Here is a 13,334-nt window from a genome sequence, read left to right on the forward strand (position 1 = left end):
TTCTTTATTTTAGCAGATTTCGCCTCGCTTGGCTAGTGTTAAGTTAATGACATTGATATCATCCGCCCGCTGCGCTTTTACAATTGTGCAATTGGGAATGCGTCGGTGGTGCGGGCAATTACTGCTCTTTCGACAGAAGAACCATAAAATTTTCAGAAATTGCAAAAAAGCACTGGACAAAATCTTTGAATTGTGGTATAATACTTAGAAATGAATCCTTTAAGTTGATCCCGTGAGGTTGACAAGGCGTTTTAAAAATGAGGCATGTCCTTTTTATGCAATTTGAATGCAGTTATTGTAAGCGCTTACCTGTCACAAATGGGTAAGTGCTTTTTTAGAGCCTGCAGAAAGGCAAGACTGGCTCTTGTGGGAGGTGCACATGGAGAAAAAAGCAATGATCATGGATGAAAATGCCATGAGACGTGCGGTTGCCCGGATCACCTATGAGATCCTGGAACGCAACCGCGGCGCAGAGGGACTCTGCATTGTGGGTATCCTGTCCCGAGGCGTTGTGCTGGCGGAACGGATCGCCCGGAAAATCTACGAACTGGAACAGGTACAGGTGGAATTCGGTGCGCTGGATATTACACCGTACCGGGATGATCGCACTGCCGATCCGTCTCACTGTGCCAGAAGTACCATTGACTTTCCGGTGCAGGACAAGCGTGTGGTCATTGTAGACGATGTCCTCTACACCGGACGAAGCTGCCGTGCTGCCATAGATGCCATTCTTGCCATCGGCAGACCCCAGTGTATGCAGCTTGCAGTACTGGTGGACAGGGGACACCGGGAACTTCCCATCCGTCCCGATTATATCGGCAAGAACGTACCCACGGCGCAGACGGAAACCGTCCGTGTCTCCGTGACGGAGATCGATGGTACAGACTGCGTGGAGATCTATCAGAATTCACCGGAGGAGGATACACCATGAAGCAGACCATACGCATTGAGAATATAAGGATTGTCCAGCATGCTGTGCTGCCAAGGTGCGATATGCTCATCCGGGACGGAAAGATCGTAAAGCTGGGACAGGCGCTGACGGATCCGGCAGATCTGGTCATTGACGGCTCACGCCTTACGGCACTGCCGGGACTGTTCGATATGCATGTGCATCTCCGTGACCCCGGACAGACCCACAAGGAGGATATCCTCACTGGCGCAGCCGCAGCCCTTGCCGGCGGCATTACCGGCGTTGCCTGTATGCCAAATACTTCCCCTGCCATCGACAGTGTGGAAACAGTACGCTATATCCGTGAAAAAGCCGCACAGACTGGCGTGGATGTACACCCTGTGGGCTGCATTACCAAGGGTCTGAAAGGTGAGACACTGTGCGACTATGCCGCACTGAAGGATGCCGGTATCTGCGCTGTCTCCGATGACGGCAGACCAGTGGAATGCGCTGAAACCATGCGGACGGCGCTGATCCGGGCACACGAGCTGGGAATCCCGGTGATCTCCCACTGTGAGGATATGTCCATCATTGCTGGCGGTATCGTGAATCGGGGACTGGCTTCGGAAACTCTGGGCGTCAAGGGTATGGACAGGGCTTCGGAGGACTATATCACCGCACGGGAGATCATCCTTGCGGCATCTACTGACACCCCCATTCACATTGCTCACGTGAGTACAAAAGGCAGCGTGGAGATCATCCGTCAAGCAAAGGCACACGGCGTAAAGGTTACCTGTGAGACCTGCCCCCATTACTTCCTCATGACGGAGGAGGCTGTGCTGGGACGGGATGCGGACTATCGTATGAATCCGCCTCTGCGTACCGAAGAAGACCGCAGGGCAGTATTGGAGGGCATACTGGACGGTACCATTGACTGTATCGTTACAGACCATGCACCCCATGCGCTGGAGGAAAAAGCGGACTTTGCACACGCACCCAATGGTGTTATCGGTATGGAAACTTCACTGGCGGCATCCCTGAAGCTGGTGCACGCCGGATATCTGACCCTACCGCAGTTGGTGGAACGTATGGCGATTCGTCCGAGACAGATTCTGGGGCTGCCCCAGGTGCAGATCGCTGTGGGCGAACGGGCTGACCTGACGCTGGTGGATACAGATTATGCATGGACGGTGGAACCGGAAAAAATGCACTCCAAGGCACGGAATGTGATCTGGAAGGGGAAGACTCTCGTGGGAAAACCTGTGTATACCATCACGGACGGCGCTGTGCGCTATCAGGATATGGATTATAACGTATAACGTGAAATAAAGAATCGAAAGGAATCATGCTATGTCATTGGATAGATTGATCAAACGGATCGACGAACTGAAAAATCCGTCTGTCGCCGGGCTGGATCCTCGTCTGGAATATGTCCCCCGGTTTATACAGGATGCCTGCTTTTTGGAATATGGCCGCACCCTGGAGGGCGCTGCTGCCGCACTTCTGGCATTCAACAAAGCACTCATTGATGCACTGTACGATGTGGTACCCGCCATCAAGCCACAGGCAGCGTACTATGAAATGTACGGCTGGCAGGGCGTGCGTACACTGGCAGAGACTATCTGCTATGCCCAGGAAAAGGGCATGTTCGTCATGACCGACGGCAAGCGCAACGATATCGGTGCTACCATGACCGCATATGCCACGGCACATCTGGGAAAAACGGATGTAGATGGCATATCCCTGGATGCCTTCGGGGCAGACGCTCTCACCGTAAACGGCTATCTGGGCACAGATGGTATCCAGCCCCTGCTGGATATGTGTGTCCAGTATGACAAGGGGATTTTTGTACTGGCAAAGACATCCAATCCCTCCAGCGGTGAACTCCAGGACAGAGAGATCGACGGAAAGCCCGTCTATGAGATCATGGGCGAAATGTGTGAGAACTGGGGCGCAGATCAGATCGGTGCCTATGGGTATTCTTCCGTAGGTGCAGTGGTAGGTGCTACCTATCCGGAACAGCTGGCTGCACTGCGGAAAAAGCTGCCCCATACCATGTTCCTGGTGCCAGGCTACGGCGCACAGGGCGGTGGTGCACAGGGTGTTGCCGGGGCATTTGATGCAAACGGCAGAGGTGCTGTTGTGAATTCTTCCCGTGCCATTATGTGTGCCTGGAAGAAGGAGCCGGACTGTCTCGAAACAGATTTCGCACAGGCGGCAAGAAGAGAAGCCATTCGGATGCGTGACGATATTACGGCGTATCTTTAATTGATAGGAAAGGACTGGTGTCATGTCATTATTGGAGCGAGGCGACAAGGCCTATCTGCTTCTGGCAGACGGAACAATTTTTGAGGGCCTGCATTTCGGTGTAAAGGGAACCGTGATCGGTGAGGTCGTGTTTACGACGGGTATGACTGCCTATCAGGAAACACTGACGGATCCCAGCTATTTTGGTCAGCTGGTTACACAGACATTTCCGCTGATCGGAAATTATGGAGTCAATCAGGCAGACAATGAGTCCGCACGTTCCTATATCGGCGGCTATATTGTGCGGGAATGGTGCAATACACCGTCCAATTTCCGTATGGAGGGCGATGTTGACGCATTTCTGAAAGAACAGAATATCGTGGGTATCTACAATATTGATACCCGGAAGCTGACACGTATCATCCGGGAAGTGGGCGTTATGAACGGCGTCATTACCACGGAAGATGTCTATGCCAAGAAGGACGAACTGCTGGAACAAGTACGCAGCTATGTGATCCGGGATGCAATCGCGGCCGTTACTGGTACAGAGCCGAGAACTTACAGCGAGGGTACACCTAGATATAGAGTGGCACTCTACGATTTCGGCTATAAACGCAATATTCGTAATGAACTGGTGAAGCGTGGATGTGAGGTTATCGTACTCCCGGCAACTACGACTGCAAAGGAACTGCTGGAACTGAAACCCGATGGCATTATGCTGTCCAACGGCCCGGGAGACCCTTCGGAAAATCAGGCGGTCATTGACAATGTCCGTGAGATCGCCGCACTGGGCATCCCCATCTTCGGCATCTGTCTGGGACACCAGCTTCTGGCACTGTCTCAGGGATGCAGGACGGAAAAGCTGAAATATGGTCACCGTGGGGCAAATCAGCCTGTCATTGACCTCAATAGCCACCGTACCTATGTCACCAGCCAGAATCACGGCTATGCCGTTGTGGGGGAGAGTCTCGACCCGGCTGTGGGCACGGTTTCCCATATCAATGCAAACGACCAGACCTGCGAGGGCATCCGGTATCATAAGATCAATGCGTTCACCGTCCAGTTCCATCCCGAGGCACACGGCGGACCGCTGGATACCGCTTATTTGTTTGATGAATTCACCTCTGTGATGGAAAAGGAGAAGAAGTAAGTTATGCCATTGAGAAATGATATCAAAAAGGTTCTCGTCATCGGCTCCGGCCCGATCATCATCGGACAGGCGGCTGAGTTTGACTATGCAGGCACTCAGGCGTGCCGTGCCCTGAAACAGGAGGGGCTGGAGGTCGTCCTCATTAACTCCAATCCGGCTACCATCATGACCGACAAGGCCATGGCGGATAAGGTGTATATCGAGCCGTTGACACTGGATGTGGTAAAGCGTATCATCCAGATCGAAAAGCCCGACAGCCTTCTCTCCACCATGGGCGGTCAGACTGGTCTGACCTTGTCCATGCAGCTGGCGGAGGAGGGATTCCTGGAGGCAAACGGCGTAAAGCTTCTGGGTGCTGACCCTCTGACCATCCACAAGGCAGAGGATCGCCAGGCATTCAAGGATACCATGGAAAAAATCAACCAGCCCTGCATTCCCTCGAAGGTTGTGGAGACCATTGAGGACGCTGTGGCGTTTGCTGAGACCATCGGCTATCCGGTGATTGTCCGTCCTGCATTCACACTGGGCGGTACCGGCGGCGGTATTGCGGACAATGAAGAAATGCTCCGGGATATTACAAAGAACGGTCTGCGTCTCTCGCCCATTACCCAGGTACTCATTGAGAAGTGCATCAGCGGCTGGAAGGAGATCGAGTTCGAGGTCATCCGTGACCGCAAGGGCAATGTGATCACCGTCTGCTCCATGGAAAACTTCGACCCCGTTGGCGTACACACCGGTGACAGTATCGTTATTGCACCGGCTGTGACACTGACAGACCGGGAATACCAGATGCTCCGTACTGCGGCGCTGGATATTATTTCCGAGCTGAAAGTGGAGGGCGGCTGCAACTGTCAGTTTGCACTGCATCCCACCAGTATGGACTATGCCGTCATTGAAGTAAATCCCCGTGTGTCCCGTTCTTCCGCACTGGCATCCAAGGCGACAGGCTACCCCATTGCAAAGGTTGCCGCAAGAATCGCCATCGGCTATACCCTGGACGAGATCATCAATCAGGTCACCGGAAAAACCTATGCTTGCTTTGAGCCGGCACTGGACTATGTGGTTGTCAAGTATCCCAAGTGGGCGTTCGATAAGTTCGTCTATGCAAAGCGTACCCTGGGTACCCAGATGAAGGCAACCGGTGAGGTCATGGCAATCGGTACCAGCTTCGAACAGGCAATCATGAAGGCTGTCCGTTCCACAGAGCTGGGCGTGGATTCCATGAATATGAAGAAGTACGAGGAGATGCCCCTGGAAGAGATCATGGAGCGTCTGAATGTAGTGGACGATGAGCGTGCATTCCAGCTGTACGAGGCATTGAAGCGTGGCGTACCCGTAGAAAAGCTCCACGAGCTGACTATGGTGGACTGCTGGTTCCTGAACAAGCTGCTGAATCTGGTGGAACTGGAACGGGAAATGGCAGAGAAGCCTCTCACAGAGGATCTGTATCTTCTGGCAAAGCAGTATGGCTATCTGGATGCCACAATTGAACGTATTTCCGGTAAGAAATGCCCTATGCACCGCCATGCGGTTTACAAAATGGTTGACACCTGTGCCGGGGAATTCAAGGCAGAGACACCATATTTCTACTCCACTTACGACGACGAAAACGAGGCAGAGGAATTCATTGAACGTCAGAACAGCGGCAAGAAAAAGGTCATTGTATTCGGCTCTGGTCCTATTCGTATCGGTCAGGGTATCGAGTTTGACTACTGCTCTGTACACTGCGTATGGACGCTGAAAGAAATGGGCTGCGAGGCAGTGATCTGCAACAATAACCCGGAGACTGTTTCCACGGACTTTGATACCGGCGACCGTCTGTATTTCGACCCCCTCACCAAGGAGGACGTTGCCAATATTATCAACACCGAAAAGCCCTATGGCGTTGTGGTACAGTTCGGCGGTCAGACTGCCATTAAGCTGACACGCTATCTGGCTGATATGGGCGTCAATATTCTGGGTACTTCCGCAGATGATATTGATGCCGCAGAGGACAGAGAACGCTTTGATGAAGTACTGGAAAAGTGCGGTATTCCGAGACCTGCCGGTCTGACGGTCATGACGACAGAAGAAGCACTCCAGGCTGCCAATACCCTGGGCTATCCCGTGCTCATGCGTCCGTCCTACGTGCTGGGCGGTCAGAATATGATCATTGCCCACTCGGACAAGGATATCGTGGAATATATGGCGATCATTACCAGCCATATGATCGAAAACCCTGTGCTCATCGACAAGTATATGATGGGTACAGAGGTTGAGGTTGACGCCATCTGTGACGGCAAGGACTTCCTGATTCCGGGTATTATGGAACACGTGGAGCGTGCAGGTGTCCACTCCGGTGACTCCATCTCCATCTATCCGGCGCAGAATCTGAGCGAGTCCATTACCGACACCATCGTCCGCTATACCGGACTTCTGGCAAAGGAACTCCACGCTGTGGGACTGATCAACATCCAGTATGTGGTATACAACAACGAGGTCTATGTCATTGAGGTGAATCCACGTTCGTCCCGTACAGTGCCCTATATCAGCAAGGTGACAGGTATCCCCATGGTGGATATCGCCACAAAGATCATGCTGGGCGAGACGCTGGAGAGTCTGGGCTACAAGCCGGGTCTGCACCCCAAGGGCAAGTATGTTGCTGTAAAGGTACCCGTATTCAGCTTTGAGAAGCTCCAGGATGTGGATACTATGCTGGGACCGGAAATGAAGTCCACAGGTGAGTGCCTGGGTATTGCCACCAATCTGGAGGACGCACTGCTCAAGGGTCTGATCGCTGCGGGCTATGACCTGAAAAAGGAAGGCGGCGTGCTCCTGTCCGTCCGTGACAGCGACAAGCAGGAAATCATTGCTATTGCAGATAAGTTCGCACGTATGGGCTTTGAACTGTACGGTACAAGCGGTACGGCGGCTGTGCTGAATCACAATATGATCGCTACCAACCTGGTGAAGAAGATCTCCGACGGCGAACCCAATACCATCTCACTGTTGGAAAGCGGCAAGATTCACTATATGATCTCCACCTCGGCAAAGGGACGTCTCCCGGCACGTGACAGCGTAAAGATGCGCCGGAAGTCCGTGGAACGCTCCATCTGCTGTCTCACTGCTATTGATACAGCTTCGGCTCTGGCAAATGTGCTGGAATCCGGCAGAAGTATTGATGATGTGGAAATGGTGGATATTACAAAAATCTGACGATTACACCGTGGCGGACGGGAAGATTTCCCGCCCGTCATTTTAATAGATGAAGGGAGTTGTATGGTTATGGCATATACCCAGATGCTTGCGCCGGTTCTGGAAAAACAGGCGCTTGCTGGCAATATTTATCGCATGGTACTCCTGTGTCCTGCCATTGCAGAAACGGCAGTGCCGGGACAGTTTGTCCATCTGCTGCCCGTTGGGTGCACCCTGCGCCGTCCCATTTCCATCTGTGAGATCAATCGGGAAAAGGGGACACTTACCATTGTATTTGAAGTAAAGGGTGCCGGAACAGATGTTCTCGCCAATGTACGCACCGGGGAGAATCTGGACGTTCTGGGGCCTCTGGGACACGGCTTCACTATTCTGCCTGATGCAAAGCGTGTAATCCTGGTGGGCGGCGGTATCGGCAATCCGCCCATGCTGTCACTTGCTCAGGTTTATGGCGCACGTGCAGTGGCAATCTGCGGATTCCGCAGCGCATCGGTGGTGACACTGCAACAGGAATTCCAGGGGACAGGGGCAGAGACCATTCTCTGTACAGACGACGGTACTGCCGGACGTCATGCTCTTGTGACAGAGCCACTGAAAGAACTTCTTGCTGATGGCGGTGCAGATATGGTCTATGCCTGCGGTCCAAGACCCATGCTGAAATTCGTGGCAGCTGCGGCAAAGGATGCCGGTGTACCCTGTGAGGTATCCATGGAAGAACGCATGGGCTGCGGCATCGGTGCGTGTCTGGTATGCGCCTGCCAGCTGGAACGTGAGGGTAAGCCTGTCATGGGGCATGTCTGCAAGGACGGTCCTGTATTTCCCGCAGAGGAGGTTGTGTGGTAATGGCAAAATTATCGGTAGACGTGGCTGGGGTCACGCTGAAAAACCCCATTATTCCAGCATCCGGCGTATTCGGCTATGGCAGAGAATACGAACAGCTGTTCCCACTGTCCAAGCTGGGCGGCATTGCAACGAAGGGTACCACGGGTCAGCCCCGTCCGGGAAATCCTGCCCCTCGTATTGCAGAGACACCCAGTGGCATGCTCAATTCCGTGGGATTGCAAAATCCCGGCATTGACGCCTTTTTGGAGAAAGAACTGCCCAATCTGCTGACAAAGGATACGGTCATTCTTTCAAATATCGCCGGCTCTACCATTGAGGAATGCGTGTCCATTGCGGAGAAACTGGATGCAACGGATGTGCATATGATCGAGCTGAATATTTCCTGCCCAAATGTGAAACAGGGTGGTGCGGCCTTTGGCGTACATTGTGACAGTGCTGAAGCTATTACGGCAGCAGTCCGTAAGGCCACGAAAAAGCCTCTTATCGTAAAGCTGTCGCCCAATGTTACCAGCATTACAGATATTGCAAAGGCTGTGGAATTCGCCGGAGCAGATGCGGTATCCCTCATTAATACAGTACTGGGTATGCGTATCAATATCGAGACAAAGCGTCCCATTCTCCGGAACAATGTGGGCGGTATGTCCGGTCCTGCTGTGTTTCCTCTGGCAGTGCGTATGGTATGGCAGACGGCACAGGCGGTCTCCATTCCTGTTATTGGTATGGGCGGCGTGGCAAGCGGTGCAGATGCCATTGAAATGATGATGGCTGGGGCAAGTGCCGTACAGGTGGGCGCTGCCATATTTACCGATCCTCTGGCACCGGTGCATATTATTGAGGAAATGGACACATGGTTGGATGCCCACGGCGTAGATGATGTGCGGCAGATTATTGGCACAGTTCAGCCCTGGTGATGAGGATGGTGCAATGATTATTTTAGGTGTGGATTTCGGCGATACGAGAACAGGACTTGCGGTCTGTGACCGGGGAGAATTCCTGGCATCGCCGGCAGGAGTCATTACGGAACGGGATTTTGACCAGTGCATGAGAAAGGTTGCCGCCGCTGCAAAGGAGCACCGTGCAGAGCTTCTGGTGGTAGGCTATCCCAAGAATATGAACAATACCATCGGCGAGCGTGGGGAACTGTGCCAGCAGTTTGCCCTGGGATTGGGGGAAATGACAGGTATCCCGGTGCAACTCTGGGACGAACGTTGTACCACGGTCTCTGCCCATGCCTGCCTCAATGTGACCAACACACGGGGGAAAAAACGCAAAGCCGTAGTGGACGCTGTGGCAGCGACCATTATTCTGGAGAGCTTTCTGGCGTTTCGAAAGAATACACGGAGTTGATGTTCCAATTTTTGCTTTTCGGTTCGATGCCCCTCTACCATTGCTGCAATGGGAATTCTGTTGCATTTCAAAATAACAAAACGGCGATACCGTATTGGTGCCGCCGTTTTTTCTATTGCTGCTTTTCGGATTTGGTTTTCTCTTCTTCGGATTCCAGTCTGCATAACACGTTTCTTGCTGCAATGGTTTCGACGGTATAGGCGATCTGGTTCAGGATCGCCGCAGCTGCTGTCTGTGCCTCCGGCGTTTCAAACTGTGCAGCAATGGCTGTTGCAATGGTGTTGATTGCCGCAGAAAACCGCAGATCTTCACAGAATGCATTGCATTTCATGCAGACACCTCCCGGTATCAGGATATGTGTATGGAAATTTCTTTGTGCATACAGAAATTTACCCAGGGTGTTACAAATTTTCAAGAATCTTAAACGGAAAATTCACAATTATCTGGTATGATAAATATGTTCTTAATTGGCTGTTTGCTGTACCATTAGTTTTTGCTTTCCGGTACGCTTTTGTACCGGGCATCGAAGAGGAACAGACATGATTTCATGGAATTCACCGATTTTCGCTTCGGAGATCGCACATGAAGTACGCCAAATCTATATCATGCAGATCCAGTCTGGACGGGATGCGTGGACGGCGATGGAAACTGTGATGAATCTGTATCAGTCCAAGGAGAGATCCAAGGAGACGGCACCAATTTTCTGGTTGTCACTTGCTGCGGCGCAGTTGGAATGCCATCATATTCTCCCTGAGGTGCGCAGTCAGGCACTTGCCTGGATCAATCAAATGTTATCTGTGCCGGAAGAAACACTCCCTGCGGACAATGATGAGGACATCAGTGCATGTCTGCGTGATATTTGCGCACTGAAGTGCTGGATTCTCTGCGAAAAAACGATTTTACAGCATGATAGCTAAATTTTATTTTGTCTTATCAATTTTTTCTTGCTTGGCGCAATGCTTTTCGGAAAATACGGAAAACATTGCGTTTTCTTTTTTATCTGCATGTCCAAAAATAACAGGCTTTTTTGCGCATTTTTTGAAAACGAATAATTTACAGAAAAAATGCTTGATTCTCAGTGGAAAATGTAGTATAATAATTTTGTATGGCGAAAACGCATACAATGCCACACCATGAAAGGAGTTTGACCATGATTTATTCAAACGAAGTAAACGAGATGTGCTGTGTAAAGCAGGGTGTTCAGCACGGCGCAGCACCGATCCCTGAGGAAGCAAAGTGGGTAAAGGCAAAGGAAATCAGCGATATTTCCGGTCTGACACACGGCATCGGCTGGTGCGCTCCGCAGCAGGGAACCTGCAAGCTGACTCTGAATGTCAAGGAAGGCATCATTCAGGAAGCTCTGGTAGAGACGATCGGATGTTCCGGTATGACACATTCTGCTGCTATGGCTGCTGAGATCCTGCCGGGCAGAACCGTTCTGGAAGCACTGAACACAGACCTGGTTTGCGATGCTATCAATACTGCAATGCGTGAGCTGTTCCTGCAAATCGTATACGGTCGTTCTCAGAGTGCATTCTCTGAAGAGGGTCTGCCTATCGGCGCTGGCCTGGAGGATCTCGGAAAGGGTCTGCGTTCTCAGGTTGGTACCATGTACAGCACCCTGAAAAAGGGTCCTCGCTACCTGGAAATGACTGACGGCTATGTGACCAAGATTGCTCTGGACGAGGATGACGAGATCATTGGCTATAAGTTTGTAAACTTCGGCAAGATGATGGACTTCATCAAGGCTGGCGATGATGCAAATACGGCTTTCGAAAAGGCACAGGGTCAGTACGGCCGTGTGGCTGACGCTGTCAAGTTTGTAGACCCGAGAAAAGAATAAGAACAGGAGGATACATACCCATGGCATTATTTGAATCATATGAGAGAAGAGAAAAGCAGGTTCTGGCTGTTCTGAAGGAATATGGTATCGACTCTATCGAGGGCGCTGCTGAGGTCACAAAGGCTGCTGGTCTGGATGTATACAAGATGGTAGAGGGCATTCAGCCTATCTGCTTCGAAAACGCAAAGTGGGCTTATACTGTCGGCGCTGCCATTGCAATCAAGAAGGGCTGCCGCCGTGCCGCTGACGCTGCTGCTGCTATCGGCGAAGGCCTCCAGGCTTTTTGTATCCCCGGCTCTGTTGCTGACCAGCGTAAGGTTGGTCTTGGCCACGGTAACCTGGGCAAAATGCTCCTGGAAGAAGATACAAATTGCTTCGCTTTCCTGGCTGGTCACGAGTCCTTTGCTGCTGCTGAGGGTGCGATCGGTATTGCTGAAAAGGCAAACAAGGTCCGCAAGGAACCGCTCCGTGTTATCCTGAATGGTCTGGGCAAGGATGCTGCACAGATCATCGCAAGAATCAATGGATTTACTTATGTAGAGACTGAGATGGACTACTACACAGGTGAGGTCAAGGAAGTATTCCGCAAGTGCTACTCCAAGGATGCAAACAGCCCCCGTGCAAAGGTAAATTGCTACGGTGCTAACGATGTCACCGAAGGCGTTGCAATTATGTGGAAGGAAGGCGTTGATGTTTCCATCACTGGTAACTCTACCAACCCGACACGTTTCCAGCACCCGGTTGCAGGCACCTACAAGAAGGAATGCATTGACAAGGGCAAGAAGTATTTCTCCGTTGCTTCCGGCGGCGGCACAGGTCGTACTCTGCACCCGGACAACATGGCTGCAGGCCCGGCTTCCTATGGTATGACTGATACCATGGGACGTATGCACTCGGACGCACAGTTCGCTGGTTCTTCTTCCGTTCCGGCACACGTAGAGATGATGGGTCTCATCGGCATGGGCAATAATCCTATGGTTGGCGCTACAGTTGCTGTTGCTGTTTCTGTGGAAGAGGCTGCTAAGGCTGGCAAGTTCTAAGAAACTGCGTGTTTTTTCCCATATAAACAAAAAAAGAGCGTCTCGGTATTTTGATGTGACCCCAAAAAGTTAGACTTTATATAGCGTAGCAGTTTTAAGGCTGCTACGCTATATTTATGCAGCCAAGATGCTAAGCCGATATTGTACCGGACTCATCCACCCAAGTTTCTCTTTGATTCTTTTCTCGTTGTAATATTTTATATATCTTTCAATAGCATCTTTAAGATCATCAAAGCTGTAATAAGTTGTTCCGTAATACATTTCTTGCTTTAAAATACCAAAGAAATTTTCCATCACAGAGTTATCATAGCAGTTTCCTTTGCGAGACATACTTTGAAAAATCTTGTTTTCTTTAAGGGCAGACGAATATGCGTTCATTTGATATGCCCAGCCTCTGTCTGAATGAAATGTTCTTCTGTATGGGCAATCAGATGTTATTTCTATTGCTTGTTTCTGTGCCGATAAAACACTTGCCGCTGACGGAGTTTTTCTGATACCATAGCTTATCACTTCACCATTAAACATATCAAGGAACGGGTCTAAATACAATTTCTTAATTACCATTCTGCCTTTGTTGTCAATCTCATAATACTTAAATTCAGTAGTGTCAGTTGTTATCTTTTGATGCGGTACAGATGTATGAAAGCGACGATGAATTCTGTTAGGAGCTATTTTGCCAACATTGCCTTTGTAAGAATTATATCTGCGACTTTTTCGAGTAAATGATCATCCTTATCCAGTTCGCCGTTGCCGTTGGTATCGGCATAAACCTCAAATTCCGCA

Annotated in this window: 12 protein-coding genes and 1 pseudogene; 11 read left to right on the forward strand and 2 right to left on the reverse strand. The window is 51.0% G+C overall.

The features are described 5' to 3' along the window. The first annotated feature begins 379 nt into the window (after window positions 1-379). The 8 genes from pyrR to ruvX all read left to right on the forward strand — a co-directional run bounded on the left by pyrR (window position 380) and on the right by ruvX (window position 9,668). The gene (gene pyrR / locus QZ375_RS11970; protein WP_295219489.1) at window positions 380-931 is read left to right on the forward strand and encodes a bifunctional pyr operon transcriptional regulator/uracil phosphoribosyltransferase PyrR; all 552 of its coding nucleotides are present in this window, start codon (window positions 380-382) and stop codon (window positions 929-931) included. Beyond that, on the forward strand, window positions 928-2,208 hold the full coding sequence (locus tag QZ375_RS11975) for a dihydroorotase (RefSeq protein ID WP_295219490.1): 1,281 nt from the start codon (window positions 928-930) through the stop codon (window positions 2,206-2,208). Before pyrR ends, QZ375_RS11975 begins: the two co-directional genes overlap by 4 nt. Window positions 2,209-2,239: 31 nt before the next feature. After that, a complete protein-coding gene (pyrF, locus tag QZ375_RS11980) occupies window positions 2,240-3,157 on the forward strand; it encodes an orotidine-5'-phosphate decarboxylase (RefSeq protein WP_295219491.1) in 918 nt (305 codons plus the stop codon). A gap of 22 nt (window positions 3,158-3,179) precedes the next feature. Further along, window positions 3,180-4,286, forward strand: a complete 1,107-nt coding sequence (locus tag QZ375_RS11985; protein WP_295219492.1) for a carbamoyl phosphate synthase small subunit — start codon at window positions 3,180-3,182, stop codon at window positions 4,284-4,286. Window positions 4,287-4,289: 3 nt separating this feature from the next. Next, window positions 4,290-7,481, forward strand: a complete 3,192-nt coding sequence (gene carB, locus QZ375_RS11990) for a carbamoyl-phosphate synthase large subunit (protein ID WP_295219493.1) — start codon at window positions 4,290-4,292, stop codon at window positions 7,479-7,481. Between the two features lie 69 nt (window positions 7,482-7,550). Beyond that, entirely contained in the window at window positions 7,551-8,321 is a 771-nt protein-coding gene (locus QZ375_RS11995) for a dihydroorotate dehydrogenase electron transfer subunit (protein ID WP_295219494.1), read from the forward strand. Next, complete coding sequence (locus tag QZ375_RS12000; protein WP_295219495.1) at window positions 8,321-9,232, forward strand: dihydroorotate dehydrogenase; 912 nt, start codon at window positions 8,321-8,323, stop codon at window positions 9,230-9,232. The genes QZ375_RS11995 and QZ375_RS12000 overlap by 1 nt, the downstream gene beginning before the upstream one ends. Window positions 9,233-9,245: 13 nt before the next feature. Next, a complete protein-coding gene (gene ruvX / locus QZ375_RS12005) occupies window positions 9,246-9,668 on the forward strand; it encodes a Holliday junction resolvase RuvX (protein ID WP_295219496.1) in 423 nt (140 codons plus the stop codon). A gap of 112 nt (window positions 9,669-9,780) precedes the next feature. Here the strand turns inward: ruvX and QZ375_RS12010 are convergent, their stop codons facing one another. Further along, on the reverse strand, window positions 9,781-9,999 hold the full coding sequence (locus tag QZ375_RS12010) for a hypothetical protein (RefSeq protein ID WP_295219497.1): 219 nt from the start codon (window positions 9,997-9,999) through the stop codon (window positions 9,781-9,783). Window positions 10,000-10,207: 208 nt separating this feature from the next. On the opposite strand from QZ375_RS12010, the gene QZ375_RS12015 reads away from it, so the two are divergent. From QZ375_RS12015 to QZ375_RS12025, 3 genes are all read left to right on the forward strand, one after another. Next, window positions 10,208-10,585, forward strand: a complete 378-nt coding sequence (locus QZ375_RS12015) for a hypothetical protein (protein WP_295219498.1) — start codon at window positions 10,208-10,210, stop codon at window positions 10,583-10,585. A gap of 233 nt (window positions 10,586-10,818) precedes the next feature. After that, window positions 10,819-11,511, forward strand: a complete 693-nt coding sequence (locus QZ375_RS12020; protein ID WP_295219499.1) for a hypothetical protein — start codon at window positions 10,819-10,821, stop codon at window positions 11,509-11,511. Window positions 11,512-11,531: 20 nt separating this feature from the next. Then, entirely contained in the window at window positions 11,532-12,551 is a 1,020-nt protein-coding gene (locus QZ375_RS12025) for a GGGtGRT protein (protein WP_295219500.1), read from the forward strand. Window positions 12,552-12,665: 114 nt separating this feature from the next. Here the strand turns inward: QZ375_RS12025 and QZ375_RS12030 are convergent. Further along, window positions 12,666-13,277: pseudogene (locus QZ375_RS12030) on the reverse strand (IS3 family transposase); the annotation flags it as partial. Window positions 13,278-13,334 lie beyond the last annotated feature (57 nt).

The organism is Ruminococcus sp. (genome assembly GCF_019417665.1).
Lineage (GTDB): Bacteria > Bacillota > Clostridia > Oscillospirales > Ruminococcaceae > Ruminococcus_C.